At 69.2% G+C, this 20,418-nt stretch carries 17 protein-coding genes; 10 read left to right on the top strand and 7 right to left on the bottom strand.

The window, feature by feature from the left end:
- Nucleotides 1–21: 21 nt before the first annotated feature.
- The 9 genes from ACGGKE_RS12315 (at nucleotide 22) to ACGGKE_RS12275 (ending at nucleotide 10,120) form a co-directional block, all read left to right on the top strand.
- Entirely contained in the window at nucleotides 22–828 is an 807-nt protein-coding gene (locus ACGGKE_RS12315; protein WP_394438279.1) for a rhamnogalacturonan acetylesterase, read from the top strand.
- Complete coding sequence (locus ACGGKE_RS12310) at nucleotides 825–1,808, top strand: alpha/beta hydrolase (RefSeq protein ID WP_394438276.1); 984 nt, start codon at nucleotides 825–827, stop codon at nucleotides 1,806–1,808. The genes ACGGKE_RS12315 and ACGGKE_RS12310 overlap by 4 nt, the downstream gene beginning before the upstream one ends.
- Nucleotides 1,805–2,560 carry a (Fe-S)-binding protein gene (locus ACGGKE_RS12305; RefSeq protein ID WP_394438274.1) on the top strand — a complete coding sequence of 252 codons (756 nt, stop codon included), beginning with the start codon at nucleotides 1,805–1,807 and terminating at the stop codon, nucleotides 2,558–2,560. Before ACGGKE_RS12310 ends, ACGGKE_RS12305 begins: the two co-directional genes overlap by 4 nt.
- The gene (locus ACGGKE_RS12300) at nucleotides 2,557–3,951 is read left to right on the top strand and encodes a lactate utilization protein B (RefSeq protein WP_394438272.1); all 1,395 of its coding nucleotides are present in this window, start codon (nucleotides 2,557–2,559) and stop codon (nucleotides 3,949–3,951) included. The genes ACGGKE_RS12305 and ACGGKE_RS12300 overlap by 4 nt, the downstream gene beginning before the upstream one ends.
- The gene (locus ACGGKE_RS12295) at nucleotides 3,948–4,556 is read left to right on the top strand and encodes a lactate utilization protein C (RefSeq protein WP_394438269.1); all 609 of its coding nucleotides are present in this window, start codon (nucleotides 3,948–3,950) and stop codon (nucleotides 4,554–4,556) included. Before ACGGKE_RS12300 ends, ACGGKE_RS12295 begins: the two co-directional genes overlap by 4 nt.
- A gap of 106 nt (nucleotides 4,557–4,662) precedes the next feature.
- Nucleotides 4,663–5,418 (top strand): 2-dehydro-3-deoxy-D-gluconate 5-dehydrogenase KduD, encoded by a 756-nt coding sequence (kduD, locus tag ACGGKE_RS12290; protein WP_394438267.1) that lies wholly within the window; start codon nucleotides 4,663–4,665, stop codon nucleotides 5,416–5,418.
- 144 nt (nucleotides 5,419–5,562) lie between these two features.
- On the top strand, nucleotides 5,563–7,959 hold the full coding sequence (locus ACGGKE_RS12285; RefSeq protein WP_394438264.1) for a beta-galactosidase: 2,397 nt from the start codon (nucleotides 5,563–5,565) through the stop codon (nucleotides 7,957–7,959).
- Nucleotides 7,956–9,179, top strand: a complete 1,224-nt coding sequence (locus tag ACGGKE_RS12280) for a glycosyl hydrolase 53 family protein (protein WP_394438262.1) — start codon at nucleotides 7,956–7,958, stop codon at nucleotides 9,177–9,179. Before ACGGKE_RS12285 ends, ACGGKE_RS12280 begins: the two co-directional genes overlap by 4 nt.
- Nucleotides 9,176–10,120 (top strand): glycoside hydrolase family 43 protein, encoded by a 945-nt coding sequence (locus ACGGKE_RS12275; RefSeq protein ID WP_394438260.1) that lies wholly within the window; start codon nucleotides 9,176–9,178, stop codon nucleotides 10,118–10,120. The genes ACGGKE_RS12280 and ACGGKE_RS12275 overlap by 4 nt, the downstream gene beginning before the upstream one ends.
- Here ACGGKE_RS12275 and ACGGKE_RS12270 read toward each other — a convergent pair.
- The 7 genes from ACGGKE_RS12270 to ACGGKE_RS12240 form a co-directional block, all read right to left on the bottom strand.
- Complete coding sequence (locus tag ACGGKE_RS12270; protein WP_394438258.1) at nucleotides 10,079–11,518, bottom strand: efflux transporter outer membrane subunit; 1,440 nt, start codon at nucleotides 11,516–11,518, stop codon at nucleotides 10,079–10,081. The two genes, ACGGKE_RS12275 and ACGGKE_RS12270, sit on opposite strands and share 42 nt — an antisense overlap.
- A gap of 91 nt (nucleotides 11,519–11,609) precedes the next feature.
- Complete coding sequence (locus tag ACGGKE_RS12265; RefSeq protein WP_394438256.1) at nucleotides 11,610–12,512, bottom strand: efflux RND transporter periplasmic adaptor subunit; 903 nt, start codon at nucleotides 12,510–12,512, stop codon at nucleotides 11,610–11,612.
- A complete protein-coding gene (locus tag ACGGKE_RS12260; RefSeq protein ID WP_394438254.1) occupies nucleotides 12,509–12,724 on the bottom strand; it encodes a DUF1656 domain-containing protein in 216 nt (71 codons plus the stop codon). Before ACGGKE_RS12260 ends, ACGGKE_RS12265 begins: the two co-directional genes overlap by 4 nt.
- A complete protein-coding gene (locus ACGGKE_RS12255; protein WP_394438252.1) occupies nucleotides 12,721–14,790 on the bottom strand; it encodes an FUSC family protein in 2,070 nt (689 codons plus the stop codon). Before ACGGKE_RS12255 ends, ACGGKE_RS12260 begins: the two co-directional genes overlap by 4 nt.
- The gene (locus ACGGKE_RS12250; RefSeq protein ID WP_394438250.1) at nucleotides 14,787–15,242 is read right to left on the bottom strand and encodes a MarR family winged helix-turn-helix transcriptional regulator; all 456 of its coding nucleotides are present in this window, start codon (nucleotides 15,240–15,242) and stop codon (nucleotides 14,787–14,789) included. Before ACGGKE_RS12250 ends, ACGGKE_RS12255 begins: the two co-directional genes overlap by 4 nt.
- A 120-nt stretch (nucleotides 15,243–15,362) precedes the next feature.
- Nucleotides 15,363–15,662: a hypothetical protein gene (locus ACGGKE_RS12245; RefSeq protein WP_394438248.1), complete on the bottom strand. Its 300-nt coding sequence runs from the start codon at nucleotides 15,660–15,662 to the stop codon at nucleotides 15,363–15,365.
- Between the two features lie 23 nt (nucleotides 15,663–15,685).
- Nucleotides 15,686–18,592 (bottom strand): M16 family metallopeptidase, encoded by a 2,907-nt coding sequence (locus tag ACGGKE_RS12240; RefSeq protein ID WP_394438246.1) that lies wholly within the window; start codon nucleotides 18,590–18,592, stop codon nucleotides 15,686–15,688.
- Nucleotides 18,593–18,757: 165 nt separating this feature from the next.
- Here ACGGKE_RS12240 and ACGGKE_RS12235 point away from each other — a divergent pair, with 165 nt between their 5' ends.
- A complete protein-coding gene (locus ACGGKE_RS12235; RefSeq protein WP_394441969.1) occupies nucleotides 18,758–20,407 on the top strand; it encodes a M28 family metallopeptidase in 1,650 nt (549 codons plus the stop codon).
- The last annotated feature ends 11 nt before the right edge of the window (nucleotides 20,408–20,418 follow it).

Genomic DNA, 20,418 nt, shown 5'->3' with positions numbered 1-20,418 from the left:
GGCTCCCGTGGCAGCACGCGCTTGAGCATCGCCGCGAAGCTCGTCGCTGCGCTCGCGACGCTACTCGCCCCGCTGCCCGCCTTCGCCACCCATCCGGGCGACACCATCCTGATCGCCGGCGATTCGACCGCCTCCACCTACAAGGGCGATCGCTACCCCCAGACCGGCTGGGGACAGATGCTGTCCTGCGGCCTGTCCCCAGACCTGCGCGTGCGCAATCACGCCATGGGCGGACGCTCGACCCGCACCTTCCTTGCCGAAGGCCGGTGGGAGGCGCTGCTGGCCGACATGCTGCCCGGCGACACCGTGCTGATCCAGTTCGGCCATAATGACGCCAGCCGCAACAGGCCGCAGCGCTGGGCGCCCGCACGCACCGACTATCGCGACAATCTACTGCGCTTCATCTGGGACGTGCGCACCGCCGGGGGCCAGCCCGTCCTGCTGACCCCGGTTGCGCGCCGCAGCTTCGGCCCCGACGGTCGGGCGAAGGCCGACTTTGCCGACTATAGCGCGGTCGTGCGCGAACTGGCCGCCAGCACCGGCACCCCGCTCATCGACCTGGATTCCCTCTCGCGCGCCTGGGTCGACCGCGCCGGGCGCGACGGGTCGGCGCGCTATTATCTCCATTATGGCCCGCAGGATCATGTCCCCGCCTTCCCCAAGGGGATCAGCGACGACACGCATTTCAGCGAACTGGGCGCGCGGCAGGTCGCCGATCTTGTCGCGGGCGGGTTGAAGGCGCTGAACCTGCCCGTCTCCGCCCGCGTGCTGGCGCAGCGCCCGGCGCTCACCCGCGCCACCCCGCTCGGCCGCACGGAGTGCCAATGACGATGTTCGACCTCGACCGCCGCACGATCATGGCGGGCGCACTCGCCGGCGCCGCCCTCTCGTCTGCCGCGCGCGCGCAAAGCTTCCCCCTGCCCTCGGGCTTCACCCGCTTTCCGATCTGGCCGGGCAAGGCGCCCGGGGGCGATCGCGTGACGGTCAGGGAAGTCGAAACGCTGCGCCGCCCGGATAGCGGCCCGGACGATGGCGTGTTCGCCCATATCGTCACCCCCACCCTCACCATGTTGCGGCCCGAGGCGGTGGGGGCCAAGCCCAATGGCGCGGCCATGCTGCTCTTCCCGGGCGGCGGCTATCTGCGCGTCGCCATCGGCCATGAAGGCTATGCCATCGCGCGCCGTTTCGCGCAGGCGGGCTATATCTGCTTCATCCTCCTCTACCGCCTGCCCGGCGACGGGTGGGCGGCCGGTCCGCAAGCGCCGCTGCAGGACGCGCAGCGTGCGCTGCGCATGGTGCGGGGGCTGGCCGCGCGCGAAAAATTCGACGCCGGCCGTGTCGGCGTCATGGGCTTTTCCGCCGGCGGCCATCTCGCCGCCTGGCTCACCAGCCGCGCGCCGGTCGACAGCTATGCGCCGGTCGACCCGCTCGATCGCGAACCGCTCGACGCCGCGCTCGCCGCCTATCTCTATCCCGTCATCCTGATGCAGGGCGGGTTCGTCCATGCCGGATCGCGCACCCAGCTGCTTGGCGCCGATCCATCCGCGCCGCAAAGGCGCGCGCATTCGCTGGAACAGGATGTCAGCCCGCGCACCCCGCCGGTCTTCCTCGCCCATGCGCTCGACGACAAGGCGGTGCCGCCCGAAAACAGCCTCGCCATGCTCGCCGCGCTGCGGGCCAAGAGGGTCGCGACCGAATGCCATCTGTTCGAAAGCGGCGGCCATGGCTTCGGCCTCGTGCCCCCGCCCGCCGCGCCCGCCCACTGGCCCGACCTCTTCCTTTCCTTCGCCCGGCGGCACGGCCTGTGACGCGGCCGGTCGCCCTGTTCGTCACCTGCCTGGTCGACATGATGCGCCCGCGCATCGGCTTCGCCGCGATCCGCGCGCTCGAAGCCGCCGGCTGCGACGTCGTCGTGCCGCAGGGCCAGACCTGCTGCGGTCAGCCCGCGCTCAACAGCGGCGACCGCGCCCATGCCATCGCGCTGGCGCAGCAGACGATCGCGGCGCTCGAACCCTATCCGGCCATCGTCGTCCCCTCGGGCTCCTGCGCCGGGACTATCCGCTGCCATTATCCCGAACTGTTCGAAGGCGATGCGGACTGGCTCCCCCGGGCGCAGGCGGTGGCCGCGAAAACCTTCGAGATCATGGCCTATCTGGACGAGGTGCTGGGCTGGAAACCCGACGGCGTCCGCCTCGACGCGACCGCCGCCTATCATGACAGCTGCTCGGGCCTGCGCGAACTGGGGGTGAAGGCGCAGCCGCGCCGCCTGCTCGCCCAGGTCCAGGGCCTGTCCCTGACCCCGCTTGCCGGCGAGGAGACATGCTGCGGCTTTGGCGGCACCTTCTGCGTCAAATATCCCGCCATCTCCAACGCCATCGTCGGCGAAAAGGCCGACGCCATCGCCGCCACCGGCGCCGACCTGCTGCTGGCGGGCGATCTTGGCTGCCTCATGAACATGGCGGGCAAGCTGCATCGCGACGGCAGCCCGGTGCGCGCCTATCACGCCATCGAACTGATCGCCGGCATGGGCGATGGCCCCGCCATCGGGGAGGAGCCATGAGCGCCTTCGACACCCGCGCCGCCGCCGCGCTCGCCGATCCGATCCTCAAGACCGCGGTCGAACGCACCGCCGGCACGGCCGAGGCGAAGCGCACGCTCGCCGTCACCGCCTTCCCGGACTTCGACGCCGCCCGCACCCGCGCCGCCGCGATCAAGGATCATGTCATCGCCCATCTGGGTGCCTATCTCGAACAGTTCGAGGCCAACGCCATCGCCGCGGGCGCGCAGGTCCACTGGGCCGCCACCGCGGACGAAGCCTGCCGCATCGTCATCGACATCTGCAAGGCGTCGGGCGCAAGGACCGTCGCTCGCTCCAAGTCCATGCTGGGCGAAGAGATCGGCTTGCCCCATGCACTGGCGGAAGCCGGCATCGACCGGGTCGAAACGGACCTTGCCGAACATATCATCCAGCTCGCCGATGAACGCCCCTCGCACATCATCTGGCCCGCCATGCACAAGACGCGCGAGCAGGTGTCCGCGCTCTTCAAGGCGAAGCATCGCACCCCGCATGAGGAAGAGACGATCGCCGCCATGGCCGAAAGCGCCCGGCGCGAACTGCGCACGCGGATGCTGGGCGCGGACGTCGGCATTTCGGGCGCCAACTTCCTCATCGCCGATACCGGCGCGGTCTGCACCGTCACCAATGAAGGCAATGCCGAACTGTCCCTCGTGCCCCCTCGGGTCCACATCGTGACGGCGGGGATCGAAAAGATCGTGCCGTCCATGGGCCATGCCGTCCACATGCTGCGGATGCTGGCGCGCTCGGCCACCGGCGCGGCGCTCACGCAATATACGACCTTCTACGCCGGCCCCCGCCGCGCAGGCGACCGCGACGGCCCGGATCAGATGCACATCGTCCTGGTCGACAATGGCCGCACGAAAATGCGCGAGGAGGGGTTGGCGGAGATGCTGCGCTGCATCCGCTGCGGCGCGTGCATGAACCATTGCGTCGTCTTCCGCCAGATTGGCGGCCATGCCTATGGCGGCACCTATCCCGGCCCCATGGGCGCGGTGCTGACCCCCGCGCTGGACGGGCTGGCGCAGAGCCGCGACCTCGTCCATGCCTGCACGCTCAACGGCAAGTGCCAGCAAGTCTGCCCGGTGCGCATCCCGCTCCCCACCCTGCTCAAGGGCTGGCGCGAGAAGAGCTGGCGCGAGGGGCTGGAGCCGACCTCGATGCGCCTTGGCCTCGGCTTCTGGGCCTGGGTCGCCCGCCGCCCGGCTCTGTACCGCTTCGGTGCCGGCCTGGCGGTGCGCGCGATGCGCCTGCTCGGGCGTGGCGGCTGGATCGAAAGGCTGCCGCTCGCCGGCGGCTGGACCCGGCATCGCGCCATGCCCAGGCCCGCCGCCCGCACCTTCATGGACCAATATCGCCGGGAGCGCGGCCAGTGAGTGCGCGCGACGCCATCCTCGCCCGGCTCAAAGGCGCAGCGCCCGACCCAGCGCAGGCCGACGCGCTGCTGATCGCGCCCGAACGCCCCGCAGTCGATCCCGCCGCGCTGGAGGCGGAATTCCTCGCCCGCCTCGCCTTGCCCAGCGTCAGCGCCAGCCATGACGCCATCGCCACCCTGGCGGATCTGCCCGCCGCCATCGCTCGCTATCTCGACGCGCAGGGCGAAGCGCGCACCCTCTGCCTTCCCCCCGATCCGCGCCTTGATCGCTGCGACTGGAGCGGCTTCACCCTGCATGACGCCGCGGCCCCGGCCGAAAACGCCGCGCTCGCCATCGCCCGGCGCGGCATCGCGGAAACCGGATCGCTGGTCTTTGAAACCGGCCCGGCCGCGCCCATGCTCCCCAATTTCCTCGCCCTGCACCATATCGTCCTGCTCGCCAGCCGCGACATCGCCCCCTATCTGGAGGATGCGCCGCTCCCCGGCCCGCAGCCGCGCGCCCATTACTGGATCACCGGCGTCTCGGGCACGACGGACATCGAGGGCACCTATGTCCGCGGCGCTCATGGCCCGCGCTTCCTGCACGTCATCCTGCTGCGCGACTAACCGCCGTATGGTAGGACTTCATTCCACATTACGGGAATTTGTGTGACTTTCATCGTGACCGCGCTATAGCTTCGGCCCAGCATCTCATCAGAAAGGTTCGTCCGGCATGACCACCCCCTTCGATCTTTCCGGCCAGACCGCGATCGTCACCGGCGCCAATACCGGCATCGGCCAGGCGATCGCCCTGTCACTGGCGACCGCCGGCGCCAACATCGCCGCCGTCGGCCGCACGCCCGCGCAGGACACGGTGGAGAAGGTCCGCGCACTCGGCAGGAAAGCCGAGATCGTCTCGGCCGACCTCTCCAGCATCGAGCCGGTCCAGCGCGTGGTCGACGAAACGCTGGAGAAGCTCGGCCGCCTCGACATCCTCGTCAACAATGCCGGCATCATCCGCCGCGCCGACAGCGTCGACTTCACCGAGGAGGATTGGGACGCGGTGATCGACACCAATCTCAAGACGACCTTCTTCCTCTGCCAGGCGGCGGGTCGCCACATGCTGGCCCAGGGCGCGGGCAAGATCATCAACATCGCCTCGCTGCTGTCCTTCCAGGGCGGCATCCGCGTGCCGAGCTATACCGCGTCGAAGAGCGGCGTCGCCGGCCTCACCAAGCTGCTCGCCAATGAATGGGCGGCCAGGGGCGTCAATGTGAACGCCATCGCGCCGGGCTATATCGCCACCAACAACACCGCCGCGCTGCAGGCCGACGAAACGCGCAACCGCCAGATCCAGGAGCGCATCCCCGCCGGCCGCTGGGGCGACCCCAGCGACATTGGCGGCGCGGCCGTGTTCCTGGCGTCGAGCGCCGCCGCCTATATCCACGGCCACACGCTCGCCGTCGACGGCGGCTGGCTGGCGCGCTGATTCGAACCGAGGCCCACCGTGCTCCTGCGAAGGCAGGAGCCCAGAGCGGCCCGCGATACGCAATACCCCTGGCCTCCTGCATGCGCAGGAGCACAAAATGCCAAGAAGAAGAGGGACCAACCCTCCCACCCGATCAGGAGAGGAATGATGCCCGAAGTCGACAGGCGCAGCGCGCTCACCGCCACCGGTCTCGCTGCGCTGGGCGCAGCCCTTCCCGGCCGCGCCGCCGCGCAGGCCCCGCTCACCCTCGACGCGCGCCAGCCCGGCCTGCCGCTCAAATCCGGCCATCTCCGCATGGGCAGCGGCGCCGGCCCGCATGGGGCGCTCGGCATCACCAATCGCTATCTCACTCGCGACGGCAGGCCCTGGCTGCCGGTCATGGGCGAATTCCACTTCACCCGCTTCCCCGCCCGCTATTGGGAGGAGGAATTGCTCAAGATGAAGGCGACGGGCGTCACCATCGTCGCCAGCTATGTCCTGTGGAATCATGTCGAACGCGCGCAGGGCCAGATCGACTGGAGCGGCGACTGCGCCATCCGCCGCTTCGTCCAGCTCTGCGCCGATCATCGGCTGCTCTTCTTCCTGCGCCCCGGCCCCTGGGCCCATGCCGAAGCGCGCTTCGGCGGCATCCCCGACTGGATCGTCGCGGCTACGCGCCCGCGCAGCAACGATCCCGCCTATCTGGCGCAGGTCGATCGCTTCTGGCGCAGCCTGCATGGCGAGCTGCAGGGCCTGTTCTGGAAGGATGGCGGGCCGATCATCGGCATGCAGATCGAAAATGAATATAATCTCGACGGCCCCGGCCAGGGCCGCGCCCATATCGCCACCCTCAAGCAGCTGGCGCAGAAGATCGGCTATGACGTGCCGCTCTACACCGTGACTGGCTGGGACCAGACGCTCTACCCGAAGGGCGAGGTCGTGCCCGTCCATGGCGGCTATCCCGACGAGCCCTGGTCGGCGAAGACGACGAAGCTGCCGCCCAAGGAAAATTATCTCTTCCGCTTCGACAGCCGGGTGAGCGGCGATCTGGGCGCGCAGACGCGCAACAATCGGCGCGGCGACGCCGATGACGACATGGCGGACACCCCCTTCCTCGGCGCGGAATATGGCGGCGGCGTGCCGGTCATGTATCGCCGCCGCCCGCTGCTCGCACCCGCCGATGTCGCCGCCGCCGTCACCACCCAGGTCGGGTCGGGCGTCAATCTGCTGGGCTATTATATGTTCCACGGCGGCGCCAACCCGCTGGCGCAGGGTCGCAGTCTCGAAGAAACGCAGCGCTCGGGCGGCTATAATGACTGCCCGATGATCGGCTACGACTTCCAGGCGCCGGTCGGCCAATATGGGGAGGTCAACCCGGTCAACGCGGCGCTTCGCCCGCTCCACTATTTCCTCGACGCCTATGGCGACCGGCTCGCGCCCATGGCCGTTCATGCCCCCGCGATCCAGCCCGCCGACAAGGATGATCTCGCCACCCTGCGCTGGTCGGTCCGCGCGACCGGCGACAGCGGGTTCCTCTTCGTCAACAATCATGTCCGCCAATATCCGACGCCTGCTCATCCGGCCACGCGCTTCACCGTGCGGCTGGCGCGCGGCGCGCTCACCGTTCCGGCGCGCCCGGTTACGCTGCCGCCGGGCGCCTATTTCTTCTGGCCGATCGGCATGGACCTGGACGGCGTGCCGCTCGCCTGGGCCACCGCTCAGCCGGTGACGCGCATCGCCGATGCGGACGGCCCCATTCATGTCTTCGCCGCCACCCTGCCCGGCGCGGTCGAACTCGCCTTCCCCGCCGGCACCCGCCTGTCCGCGCCCAGCCGCAGCGACGGCGGTCATGTCGTCGCCGACGTGCCGCCCGCGCCCGACCGGCTGCTGCGCGTTACCGCTCCGGATGGCGCAAGCGTGCGCCTCCTGCTGCTCGACCAGGCGTCGGCGCGGCAACTCTGGGTCGGCGATGTGGACGGCCAGCGCCGCGCCCTGCTCACCGCCGCCGACGCCATGTTCACGCCCCAGGGCCCGGTGCTGCGCCAGCGCGGCCAGCCCCGGTTCGACTGGCGCTTTCTTCCCGGCCCCACCGCCAGCGCCAGCGCCACCGTGAAGGGGCCAGCGCCCCGCGCCATCGCCTTCACCCAAAGCCGCGCCGCCGGCCAGGCCCCGCCCATCGTCATCGGCGGCCCGGCCAAGGCCGCGATGCAGCCGCTCCCCGAAGCGCACAAGGCCGCCGCCGCCTTCACCTTCACCCTGCCCGCCGATGCGGTGGCGCAAGGCGACGCCTTCCTCGAAATCGACTGGCGCGGCGATATCGGCCGCCTGTTCGACGGCCTCGACATGCTGGACGACGCCTATTGGGACGGCCGGGTCTGGCGCATCGGCCTCAAACGTTTCGCCGATCGCCTCGGCCGTCCCTGGACGCTCACCATCCTGCCGCTGCGCGCCGACGCGCCCATATATCTGGATGACCGCGCGCGCGCCGCGCTGCCGCCGGGCGATCAGGTTGCCAGCCTTGTCTCGCTACGCCTCGTCCCCGAATATGAGCATCGCCCATGATCGCCGTCACCCGCCGCGCTGCGCTCGCCCTCGCGACCCTGCCCTTTCCCGCCCTTGCCGCCGCGCCACGAAAGACCGGCGCCAGAACCGGCGCCAGAACCGGCCCCTATCTGATCGGCGCCGACATCAGCTGGGTGCCAGAGGATGAGGCCGCGGGCGCGCGCTATTTCGTGAACGGCGTTCAGCAGGACCCGGTCCGCATTCTGCGTGATGCTGGCTTCAACGCCATTCGCCTGCGCATCTTCGTCGATCCGGCCAAAGGCTATTCCCGGCGTCAGCCCGACCAGGCCTGGGCCGGCCTCGCCCAGACGGTCAGGCTCGGCCGCCGCATCCGCGACGCGGGCATGGCCCTCATTCTCTCCTTCCACTACAGCGACACCTGGGCCGATCCGGAACATCAGGGCGTGCCCGCCGCCTGGGCCGGGTACGGCCTTCCCCAACTTGCCAAAGCGGTCGAGGCGCACACCCATGACATACTGGTCGCCATGCGCGCGGGCGGCGCGCCGGTCGACATGGCGGTGATCGGCAACGAAACCACCTTCGGCATGCTCTGGCCCCATGGCCGGGTGAAGCTCGCCACCCCGACCGGCAATCCCGTCACCGACGCCAACCATGCGAAGGTCGACCGCCAGACGATCGGCGGCTTCGACGGATTCGCCGCCCTGCTGCGCGCGGGGATCGCAGGCGCCCGCCGCGCCGAACCCGCCATCGCCATCCAGCTGCACAATCATCTCGGCCGCCACTGGCCGATCCTGCGCGAATGGACCGACGCGCTGATCGCCCGCCATGTCGATTTCGACGTGGTCGGCCTCTCCTGCTACCAGCAGCGCGAACAGGGGGACTGGGCCGACAGCTTCGCCCGGTTCGTGCGGCGCTATCCCGACAAGGGCCTGCTGGTCGCCGAATATTCCAGCCGCAAACGCTATCTCAACGATCTCGTCTATACCCTCCCCGGCAGGCATGGCTGGGGCAGCTTCATCTGGGAACCGATCCGGCATCAGGAGGCGCTGTTCGACCGCGACGGCCGCAATGCCGGCGGAGGCCCCAAGCCCGACCTGCTGCGCCAGGGCATCAACAGCGCCGAAGCGCCCGGCGGCCTCGCCGCTGCCCGGCCGGCCGCGCCAAAGCCCGAACCATCCGGTCCCATGGGCGAGGGCGGCGATTATCATGCCAATGACCTGCTCGACCTCTACCGCCAGATGGCGAAGGATTATTCGTGAACCGACGCGACTTCACCCTGACGCTGGCCGCCCTGCCGCTCGCCGCCTGCGCCACCGCGCCCATGGCGCGCGACGATGACCCGCTTGTCTTCGCCTATTTCACCACGGGGAAGGCAGGCGAAGCGGCAGGCCTGCGGCTCGCGGCCAGCGACGACGGCTTCACCTTCCGCACCCTCGCGGGCGGCCGCAGCCTGCTCGCGCCGCACGTGGGCGAAAAGAAGCTGCTGCGCGACCCCTTCCTCTTCCGCGATGGGGACATCTTCCACCTGCTCTGGACCACCGCCTGGGAAGGGGTGACGATCGGCCATGCGACCAGCCGCGACCTTGTCCACTGGTCGGACCAGCAGGCGATCCCCGTCATGGGCGCCGTGCCGGGCACGCGCAATTGCTGGGCGCCCGAAGCGATCCGCGATCCCGCCACCGGCCGCTACCTGCTCTTCTGGTCCAGCACCGTCGCCGGCCGCTTTCCCGAAAGCGCCGGCACGTCGGAATCGGACTATAATCACCGCCTCTGGCAATGTAGCACCGCCGATTTCCGCAGCTTCTCGCAGCCCCTGCCGCTCTACGATCCCGGCTTCAGCGTGATCGACGGCACCTTCGCGCACGCGCCGAACGGCAGCCTGCACCTCATCGTCAAGGACGAGACGGTCACGCCGCCGCGCAAATGGCTGCGCGCGGCCCGCGCCGACAGCCCGACCGGCCCGTTCGGCCCGCTTTCGCCGCCCTTCTCCCCCGCCTGGGTCGAAGGGCCGATGACCGCGCGCATCGGCGACGCGTTGATCTGCTATTATGACGTCTACAAGGACGGCCGCTGGGGCGCAAAGATGACGCGCGACATGGCGCAATGGGACGATGTCAGCGCGCGCCTCGCCCTGCCGCCCGGCGCGCGCCACGGCTCGCTATTGCGCGTCCCCCGCGCCCTCGTCGACGCCATCGCCTGATCCCCAGCCCCCGCCCAGCGCCAGGAACAGCGCGATCTGGTCCTGCACGAGCTGCGCCCGCGCCGACGCCGCCGTCACTTCCGCGCTCGCCAGGCTGCGCTGCGCATCCAGCAGCGACAGGAAGTCGCCCCGGCCGAAGCGGAACAGCTTGGCCGCCTGGCCTGCCGAGACCCCGGCGCTCTCGCGCGCTCGGTCCAGCGCCGCCGCCCGCTCGGCGTCGCGGCGATAGCTTTCCAGCGCGCTTTCGGTCTGGCGCAGCGCCTCCAGCACGCTCGCGTCGAACCCCGCCAGATCGGCGCGCACCTGCGCATCGGCCTGCGCGATCCGCGCGCGGATCACCGGGCGATTGGGAAAGGTCCAGCTTATGAGCGGCCCCAGGCTGAAGCCAAAGGCCGATCCCGATCCGAAATCCTTGAGCGGCCCCGACAGACCCACCGACCCGCCAATGCTGACCTGCGGATAAAGCTGCGCCATCGCGACGCCCAGCCGCGCCGTGTCGCCGGCAATGGCGCGCTCGGCCTGCCTGATGTCGGGCCGCCGCCGGATCAGCGCCGCGCCATCCCCGACCGGGATCGGCTGGCGCAGCGTCGGCAGCGCGGCGCATGTCTCGACCGCGCGGGGGTAATCGGCCGGCGGCCGCCCCAGCAACGTCGCCAGCAGATAAAGGCCGTTCTGCCGCTGCGCTGCAAAGGCGGGCAACGCCGCCTCGCTCGTCTCCACCGCCGCCTGCGCCCGGCTGACGTCGAAGGCGGTGCCGCGTCCGCCCTTGGCCAGCCGCCGCGTCGCGTCCAGCGTCTGTCGCTGCAACGCCACGACCTTGCGATTGACGGCCAGATTGTAATTGGCCGCGCACACCTGCGCATAGGCCTGCGCCGTCGCCGCCGCCACGCTTACCCGCACATAGTCGCGCGCCGCAGTCACCGCCTCGACATCGGCCGCGCTCGCCTCGATCGCGCGGCGGATCCGGCCGTTGAGGTCCAGCGGATAGGCGGCGCTCAGGCCCAGATCATAGCTCACCGATCCGGGCAGATGCTGCGTCACGCCCGATGGCCGCGACAGCGTCTCGCCGCCGCTGATCGCGGTCGTGATCTCGCGCCCCGCCTCCGCCTCGCGCAGCACCGCCTGCGCGCGCTCGACATTGGCCTGCGCCTGCCGAAGGTCGGCATTAGCGGCCAGCGCCTCGCCGATCAGCGCATCCAGCTGCGGGTCGGCATAGAGCCGCCACCACTGGTCGGGCAGCGGCGCGTTGCTGAACTGCGCGCCCTGCGCCGAATGAAAGCCCCCCGTCGCCGCGGGCGCGGTCGCGACGGATGTGTCAGGATAATGATAATCCGGCCCCGCCGTCGCGCAGGCGGCCAGGCTCAGCGCCAGCATGAGCGAACCGACCTTGCCGCCCATGCTGCGTGCTCCTGCGAAAGCAGACGCCCCGTTCAAACGGCCGGACCGGCTTCCCGCTTTTGCGGAGACAAGGCCTTGCGCCAAAGACGCCTTACCCATGGCGGCAATCCCCCGGCCGCGCATCCTTCGCCGCCGGCTGGACCGTCACCGTCGCGGTGCGCCCGGAAATCAGCCGCAGCCCCGCCGGCACCTTTTCCAGCCGGACCCGCACCGGGATGCGCTGCGCCAGCCGCACCCAGGAAAAGGTCGGCTCGACCGACGGCAGCAGATTGCCCGCATTGGACCGGCTGTCGTCATTGATGCCATAGGCGATGCTGTCCACGCGCCCGTGTATCTCCCGCTTTTCACCCATCAGCCGCACCCTCACCGGCGCGCCGATGCAGATCAGCGGCAGCTTGGTCTCCTCGAAATAACCCTCCACCCGCAGCGAATCCTGATCGATCAACGCCATCGCCTGAGCGCCCGCGCCGACATAGTCGCCCGGATGCAGGTCCAGGTTGGTGACGACGCCATTGACCGACGCCCGCACTTGCGTGCGCTTCAAGTTCAGCGCCGCCGCATCCCGCCCGCTGAAGGCTTCCGCCAGCGCGGCCTGCGCCGTTTCCACCCGCGCCAGATTCTGCTCATGGGTTTCCGCCGCCACCAGGTCGCCCAGCGCCGTGTCGCGCCGCGCCTCGCGCCGCGCCTGCGCCAGCGTCGCCCTGGCGCTGGCGATGCGCGCTTCGGCTTCCTCCAGCGCCAGCCGGTATCGGGGCGTGTCGATGACGAACAGCAGGTCCCCCGCCTTCACCCGCTGGTTGTCGCGCACCGCCACCGACGTCACCAGTCCGCTGATGTCGGGAGTCACGCGCACCACGTCGGCGCGCACGCGCCCGTCGCGCGTCCAGGGGCTGCGCTCATAATGGTTCCACATCCAGATCGCAGCCAGAGCGGCGGCGATGACCAGGATGATGGTGACGGCGCTGCGGATCAGCGTTTGCGAAAGGCGGTTCATAAGCGAATTCCAAGGGTGGGGACGAGAAGGGCGAGCCCAGTGAGGATCAATATGAAGATACTGAGGTCCACGGCCGCCCGATAGGCAAGAAAGCGATAGAGGCCGAGCGCGCCGATCAGCCGGGTGACGGCCCAGGCCAGCAGCAGCGCGACCAGCGCCAGCAGAAGGAGCGTCGGCACAAAGATGCCGCCCAGCGCGATTTCTCCGGTCATGCGGCCTCCCTTTGATGATGGCCTGATGCGTCAGGGAACAGGTTGCGGCGCAGGCTGACCAGCGCCAGCACGGACTCACGCCGCACCGCCGGCCGCGCATGCGCGCCCAGATCGTCGATCGCGGCGTCGATCGCGGACAGCAGCGCCGGGTCGGCGGGCGTCGGCGCGTCAGGGTCCATCGCGCGATAATGGTCGCCCACGCCGCTCAGCACTTGCGTCAGCGGCGCCGCCTCCGCGCGCGGCAGGTCCAGCCGCAACTGGCGCAGCTCGCCGATCGCAACCCCGGTGCGCAGGTCGCGCAGCGCGTCATAGAGCGGCGCCCCGCTGTCCCGCCGGGTAGCCGCCAGCCGGGGCGCCAGCAGTGCGATGCGATCGAGCATCCGGTTGATCCAGCCACGCACGTCGGGCGCGCCCATCGCATTGGCGCGGTTGGCGATGTCGATCCACCCCGCGCGGATGGTGCGGCGCGTGGCGCGCTCGACCCCGGCCGAATGAATGAGGCCCGCCATGATGATCGCGAACCATATGCCCATAATCTGCGCCACCGCGCCGTTCACATAGGACGAAAAAGCGTTCACATAGCGGTCGGACAGCAGCACCGGGCTGCCCAGGCCCAACAGAGTCGGCAGGGCGATCCCCATCCAGCGGGGCGACGCCATCATTGCTCCCAGCATCAGCAGCGGCGGCGCATAGGCCAGGGCCAGCATCGCGAAGCCGTCGAGCCGGGGCATGATGGCATAGCCATAGACCGCGCCCAGCGCCGACGCGATGATGGTGCCGATCATGAAGCCCTTGAGCGGCGCCAGCATATTGTCCTGCGCGGAAAACAGCGCCAGGAACACGCCCGCCAGCATCACCGCCGTGCCGCCGTCGTTCCAGCCGCTGCCGATCCACAACGCGCAGCCGATAGCCACGGTCAGGAACGCGCCCAGCGCCGCGCGCAGCGCGCCGGCATAGTCGCGATGCAGCTCGCGGTTGCGCCGCCCCTCCAGCAATTCGGCGACGCGCGGCGTCACCGCGCTGCGGCGGTGCGTCGCCATCTGGTCCAGCAGGTCGCGGCAGTCGCGATGCACCGCCACCAGAGTCGCTAGCCGGGCAAGCAGGCTGAGGCGCATCATGTCGGCCCACCCCATGTCGGCCCGTGCCTCGGGCTCCATCGCATGGCATCGGTCGATCAGCGCCTGGGTCAGCCGCGCGCGCGTCGCATTGTCGGGCGCGGGCGTTTCCAGCCAGTCGCGGATGTCGGCGATCAGCGCCTCGACCGGCGCCGGCACGACGCCGCCATTGGCGGCCTTGAGCTGCGCCAGCCGGTCCTCCACCGCCGCGCCCAGCGGCAGCAGCAGCGACAGTTGGTCCTGCAGCGCCCGCACCGTCCGCACACGCGGCGCAAGGCGGCTGATGTCGAAGGGCAGGTGGACCGACATCTGGTGCAGTTCGGTCACGTCCTGCGCCAGCCGCCGGCGCTCCGCGTCCAGCCCGGCGACGGGTTCGGTCGCGATCGCGTCGCGCGACCAGCGCTCGGCGTCGCGCAGGATCGTCTCCACCCGCCCCAGCAGCACGCCGGTGATCGATCCGGGCAGCACCACGCCATGGACCAGCGCGCCGCTCAGGATGCCGAGCGTGATTTCCTGCACGCGCAGCGCGGCGACGGTGAAGATGGTCTGGGGCGAATCCACGTCGGGAAAGACGATCAGGCAGGCGGTGTAGCCCGCCAGCACGAACATATAGGATCGCGGCGTGCGATCGAGCAGCGACACGAAAACGCACAGCGCCAGCCAGGACGCCATCGCCAGCGACAGAAGCTCGGGCGCGTTGACCAGCGGCGGCACGATCGCAACGGCGAAGGTCGCCCCGACCAGCGTGCCGACCACGCGGAACAGCGCCTTGGAAATCACCGCGCCCGCCAGCGGCTGGGCGACGATATAGCTGGTCAGGAACGCCCAATAGGGCCGCTCCAGCCCAATGCTGTAGGCCAGGAACAGCGCCAGCATCGCGGCTGCCAGGCATTTGACGGAAAAAAGCGCGGCCGGCAGGCCGATCGCCTCCCCTATGGGCCGGCGGCTCATGACTGGCTGCGTCGCTCGGCGATACGCTGGCCGATCAGGTCGAGCAGCTCGACCATGATCTCGATCGCCTCGTCGGGAATGTCGCGCAGCAATTCGGCCCGCATCGCCCCCAGCTTCTCCTCGATCCGCCCGACCAGCTCGCGCCCGGCGGGGGTCAGGCTCAATAGGTTGGATCGCTTGTCCTCGGGATGGGTCGCCCGCGCCACCAGCCCGTTCGCCTGTAGCAGGTCCAGCGTGCGCACCAGCGAGGGCTGGCGGATGTCGAGCGATTCGGCGAGGTCGGCCTGCCGCACGTCCGCACCCAGCCGGTCGAGATGGATGAGGCACCAGCCCGCGCTGTTGGACACGCCGAATTCGGCCAGCGCGCCGTCCGCCAGCTGGCGCCAGTTGCGCGCCACCGGGGCCATCTTGTGCGCCAGCGCGCGGCGGGGATCATCAAGAGGTATATTCATTAGCTAGCTAACTAATGATTTTGGCGGAAATTTGCATCTGTCTATTTCGCTGTCGCGGATGCGCGCGACGCAATCGACCGCCGGGCCGCGGATAAGCCCGCGTCCCGGCGGCGAAACTGGTCAGGCCCGGCGCGTGCCGTTGAACGCCGATGCGCCGAATGCGCCCAGCTGCATCGTTCCGGTGATGGCGTCGCCCGCCACCTCCGCCTCGCATTCCAGCGTCATCGGCATCGGCATGGTCATTTCCATTTTCCAGGTCAGCTTGTCGCCATCGACCTTGCCGTCGATCACGTCCAGCGACCCCATCATGCCGGCGAAGGTGCCGTTGAAGCGGTCGCCGCTGCTGACCACCGTGAAGACGCCCTTCTGGTCGCCCATCGGCGTCTTGGCCACGCAATCATAAGCGCCATCCACTGCCATATCCATTCTCCTTTACGTGCCCGTTAATCTGCGAGAGTGCCCATTTCCACCGGCAGCCCCACCGCGTCAAGCTGCGGCCGCACCAGCTTGGCGTCGCCCACCACGACCCAGATCAGATTGTCGGGGTTGATCGCCTCGCGCGCCGCCTTGTCCATGTCCGCCGCGGTCATGGCGCGATAGGTCTTGGGCAGCGTCTCGTAATAATCGTCCGGCCGCCCGATCAGATGGTTGCGCATCATCGCCGCCAGCAGGTCGGCCGAAGTTTCAAAGCTGCCGGGCAGCGAAAGGATCTGGCTGTTGATCGTCTGGTCCCGCTCCGCCTGGGTGGTGCCCTTGGTGGTAAGATAATCCTTCACATCCTGCCGCGCGGCGATGATCGATTCGCCGGTCTTGTCGGTCTGCACCGGCGCATAGACCAGCAGCGGGATCGTTTCCTTGACGCCGGGCAGCGCCGTGCCCGCGCCATAGGCCCATCCTTTGGTCTCCCGCAGGTCCATGGTCAGGCGCGACGTGGTGCTGCCGCCCAGCACTTCGTTCGCGGTCAGCAGCGTCACCGGATTGTCGGTCCCCGCCTTGTTGGTCAGCACGCCCGCCAGGATCAGCGACTGCGGGCTCTGCGGCTTGTCGACCAGCACGATGCGCGGCACCCGCCGCATCCGGTCCATCCGGAACAGCTTGGTCCCCTTGGCGCTGGCCGGCGCCTTCCAGTCGCCGAAACGCTTTTCCAGCAGCGGCATCATCTCAGCCAGCGTGCTGTTGCCCGCAACGAAGATGGTCGCATTGTCGGGCCGCATCCAGCTGTCATGGAAGGCGGTGAGGTCCGCGCGCGTCACCGCCTTGACCCCGCTTTCGGTGCCCGATCCGGTGAAGGGAATGCCATAGGGATGCGCCGTGCCATAGAGCATCGGCGGCAGCATCCGCTGCGCGATCGCCATGGGCTGCGTCTTTTCCGCCGCGATCCGCGTCAGCACCTGGCCGCGCAGCCGCTCCACCTCTTCGGGGCGGAAGGCCGGGTTGCGGATCACGTCCGCCAGCAGGCCGAGCGACGCGTCGAGATTGGGCTTGAGCGCGAACAGGCCGACGCTGGTGCGGTCCATGCTGTTGGCCGCGCTGATCGCCGCGCCCAGTCGTTCCTGCTCCTCGGCGATCTGCACTGACGACCGGGTCGTGGTGCCTTCGTCCAGCAGCGCCACGGTCAGCCCCGCCGTGCCCAGCTTCTCCTTGTCGTCGGCCGCGTTGCCGGCGTCGAACGCCACCGACACCTGGACCGTGGGCACCGCATCGCGCCGCGCGAAGATGACCGGGATGCCGTTCTTCAGCGTCGCATGCTCGACCGCGGGAAAGTCCAGGTCCTTGACCGGCTCGATCGGCGGCTCGGCGACCTTCGTGCGCGCAGGCGGCGTCGCGGCCGCAGGAGCCGCCCCGGCCGGTGCATCGGGATCGCGGAAGAAGGCCGGCTGGTGCGTCGCGCCTTCGCCCTTCACATTGCCGGCCAGCGCATTGTCCGCCGCGCTGCGCTCGCCCGGCGCCACGGTCAGGCGCAGCACCGGCCGCCCCAGCCATTTGCGCGCGGCCTGCGCCACCGACTGCGGCGTCGCGGCGGCATAAATGGCCAAGTCCTTCTTATATTTGCCCGGATCGTCGGAATAGACCGCGCCTTCGGCCAGCGTCACCGCCTTGCCGGAAAAGCCGCCGACCTTCTCCAGTCCGCCGATCGTGCCCGACAATTGCCGCGTCGCGGCGCGCTGCACCTCGTCGGCGCTCGGCCCCTTGGCCAGGTAATCGGCCAGCAGCTGGTCCAGCCGCTTGCCCACCGCGACCGGGTCGGCGCCCGGCTTCACGTCGACGGTGATCTCGGCCAGGCTCAGCTTCTCGAACGGCTGGACACTGGCCTTGACACTCACCGCCACCTTCTCGTCGCGCACCAGCGCATTGTCGAGCCGCGAGGAACCCAGCCCGCCGAACACCGCCATGGCCAGGTCGAGCTGCGGCAGGGCGGCCGAATTGACGCCGGGCACCACCCAGTTGCGATAGAGGCGCGTGGCCGCGACATGGTCGTGCATCAGCTTCTCGACATCCTTGTCGAGCGTCGGCACGCTGGCGTCCACATCCTGCGGCGCGGGGCCGGCCGGGATGTTGCCGAACCACTTCTCCACCTTCGTCCTGGCGGTCGCCGCGTCGATGTCACCGGCCAGAACCAGCACGGCGTTGTTCGGGCCATAATGCGTCTTGAACCAGCTCTGCACGTCGGCCAGGCTCGCCGCGTTGAGGTCCGCCATCGATCCGATGGTCGAATGGCGATAGGGATGGCCCTCGGGCATCAGCGCGGCGAGCTGCGCATATTCGACCAGCCCATAGGGCTCATTCTCGCCCATGCGCTTTTCATTCTGCACGACCCCGCGCTGGGTATCGAGCTTCTGCTGCGTCACCGCGCCCAGCAAATGGCCCATGCGGTCGCTTTCCAGGAACAGCGCCCGGTCCAGCGCGCCGGTCGGCACCGTCTCGAAATAATTGGTGCGGTCGAACCAGGTGGTGCCGTTCCAGTCGGTCGCGCCGATATCCTCCAGCCGGCCGAAGAAGGGGCCGTCGGCATTTTCCGATCCATAGAACATGAGATGTTCGAACAGATGGGCAAAGCCCGTCTTGCCCGCCGGCTCGAAGCGCGATCCGACATGATACCAGACCGACACCGCCACGATCGGCGCCTTGCGATCGGTATGGACGATGACGCGCAGCCCGTTCTTCAGCGTGAATTCCTCATAGGGAATATCGACCTTGGCGACCAGGCTGGACAGCGGCGCGGGCGCGGCGCTCGCCGTGACGGACTGCGCCGCAGGAGACTGGGCGGCGGCGGGCAGCGCCGGCATCAGCGCGATCGCGGACAGGCCGGTCAGCAGGGGCAGACGGCGCGACAGGAAGGAAAGGGTCATGAAAGGCCTCGGGCAGGAGCTTGTGGACCAGGGGCGCGGACGCGCCGGAACGGCATGCACCATAGCGGGGCGTGATAGGCGCGCAATACGCAAAGGGTGGACAGGGTGCATCCGCGGCGGCAATCCTTTGCGCCATCCTTCCGAGCTAGAAAGCCCCCTCCCTTGATGAAACGCCTGGCCCTCTCGGCTGCCGCCCTAGCCCTCGTCCTGCCTGCCGCCCTGCCCGCTCAGACGCCCGCCGATCCCGTCTTCACTCCCGCGGCGATGCGCGCCCATGTCGAATTTCTCGCCGACGACCTCCTCCAGGGCCGCGACACCGGCAGCGAAGGGCATGAATTCGCGGCGCGCTATGTCGCCAGCCAGTTCGACGGCCTTGGCCTTACGCCCGCGGGCGACGAGGGTAGCTGGCTCCAGCGCATCACGTTTCAGAAGACCGAGCGCGCACAGACGCCCGCGACGCTGACCGTCACCGGCCCTGCCGGGACGAAGCGCTTCACGCATGGCGGCGACGTGCTGATCGGCATGAACGCCGCCGAGCCTCATCTGGACGTCACCGCGCCGCTGGTGTTCGTCGGCTATGGCCTTGAAAATCAGCGGCTGGGTCTCGACGACTATGCCGGGTTGGACGTGCGCGGCAAGATCGTCGTCACCCTACGCGGCTATCCCAAGGGGCTGCCGAGCGAGGAAGGCGCGCATCTGTCCGCCACCAAGGCGATGATCGCGGAAAAACATGGTGCGATCGGCATGCTCGCGATCGGCACGCTCCAGTCGATGAAGGCGCGGCCCTGGGCGCGCATGGTCCAGTTCGCCGGCGAACCCGACTTCACCTGGGTGTCGCCCGATGGCAAGCCCTTCGACCAGGCGCCGGGCATCCGCGCCGGCGCGTCGCTCGACGATCCGGCGGCGCAGGCGATCTTCGCCGGCGCGCCGCAGACCATCGCCGCCATCCGCAAGCAGGCGGATCGCAAGGGCGGCAAGCCTCGGGGCTTCGCGCTCAGGACCAGCGTGCGCATCCAGTCCGACAGCGTCAGCCAGCGCGTCACCAGCCCCAATGTCGTCGCCATCCTGCCGGGCAGCGATCCCGTGCTGAAAGACCAATATGTCGTCCTGTCCGCGCATCTCGACCATATCGGCGTCAGCCCGGTCAAACCGGGCGAGCCGGTCGACAAGGACCGGATCAACAATGGCGCGCTCGACAATGGCGCGGGCATCGCCACCATGCTGGAGGTCGCGCGCGCCATGGCGCAATCGCCCGGCAAGCCGCGCCGGTCGATCATCTTCCTGGCCTCCACCGGGGAGGAGAAGGGGCTGCTGGGCGCGGACTATTTCGCGCGGCATCCCAGGGTGCCGATCGACCGGATCGTCGGCAATGTCGATCTCGACATGCCGCTGCTGCTCTACCCCTTCACCGACGTCATTGCCTTTGGCGCGGATCACTCGACGCTCGGCCCGATCGTCGCGCAGGCGGTCGCGCCCATGGGCGTCACGCTGTCGCCCGACCCCATGCCGCAGGAAACCATCTTCGTCCGCTCGGATCATTATATGTTCGTGAAGCAGGGCGTTCCCGCCGTCTTCCTCGCGACCGGCTTCGCCAATGGCGGCGAAAAGGCGTGGGGCGATTTCCTCGCGGGCAATTACCACCATCCCGGCGACGACATGCGCCAGCCGATCGACTGGCAGGCCGGCGCGCGCTTTGCCGAAGCCAATTACCGCATCACCCGCGCCATGGCCGACGCCGACGCGCCACCGCGCTGGTTCATGAACGACTTTTTTGGCGACCTCTTTGCCCCGCAGGCAACCAAGGCGACAAATTAAGGTTTATCTCC

Origin of the sequence: Sphingobium naphthae (assembly GCF_043589935.1) — a bacterium.
In the GTDB taxonomy this organism is placed as follows: domain Bacteria; phylum Pseudomonadota; class Alphaproteobacteria; order Sphingomonadales; family Sphingomonadaceae; genus Sphingobium; species Sphingobium naphthae_A.
This window is presented reverse-complemented; position numbering and strand designations above follow the sequence as displayed.

Coding starts and splice junctions, on each gene's coding strand:
- ACGGKE_RS12310 (WP_394438276.1), top strand. CDS start 825: ATGACGATGTTCGACCTCGACCGCCGCACGATCATGGCGGGCGCACTC.
- ACGGKE_RS12300 (WP_394438272.1), top strand. CDS start 2,557: ATGAGCGCCTTCGACACCCGCGCCGCCGCCGCGCTCGCCGATCCGATC.
- kduD (WP_394438267.1), top strand. CDS start 4,663: ATGACCACCCCCTTCGATCTTTCCGGCCAGACCGCGATCGTCACCGGC.
- ACGGKE_RS12285 (WP_394438264.1), top strand. CDS start 5,563: ATGATGCCCGAAGTCGACAGGCGCAGCGCGCTCACCGCCACCGGTCTC.
- ACGGKE_RS12280 (WP_394438262.1), top strand. CDS start 7,956: ATGATCGCCGTCACCCGCCGCGCTGCGCTCGCCCTCGCGACCCTGCCC.
- ACGGKE_RS12270 (WP_394438258.1), bottom strand. CDS start 11,518: ATGGGCGGCAAGGTCGGTTCGCTCATGCTGGCGCTGAGCCTGGCCGCC.
- ACGGKE_RS12265 (WP_394438256.1), bottom strand. CDS start 12,512: ATGAACCGCCTTTCGCAAACGCTGATCCGCAGCGCCGTCACCATCATC.
- ACGGKE_RS12260 (WP_394438254.1), bottom strand. CDS start 12,724: ATGACCGGAGAAATCGCGCTGGGCGGCATCTTTGTGCCGACGCTCCTT.
- ACGGKE_RS12255 (WP_394438252.1), bottom strand. CDS start 14,790: ATGAGCCGCCGGCCCATAGGGGAGGCGATCGGCCTGCCGGCCGCGCTT.
- ACGGKE_RS12250 (WP_394438250.1), bottom strand. CDS start 15,242: ATGAATATACCTCTTGATGATCCCCGCCGCGCGCTGGCGCACAAGATG.
- ACGGKE_RS12245 (WP_394438248.1), bottom strand. CDS start 15,662: ATGGCAGTGGATGGCGCTTATGATTGCGTGGCCAAGACGCCGATGGGC.
- ACGGKE_RS12240 (WP_394438246.1), bottom strand. CDS start 18,592: ATGACCCTTTCCTTCCTGTCGCGCCGTCTGCCCCTGCTGACCGGCCTG.
- ACGGKE_RS12235 (WP_394441969.1), top strand. CDS start 18,758: ATGAAACGCCTGGCCCTCTCGGCTGCCGCCCTAGCCCTCGTCCTGCCT.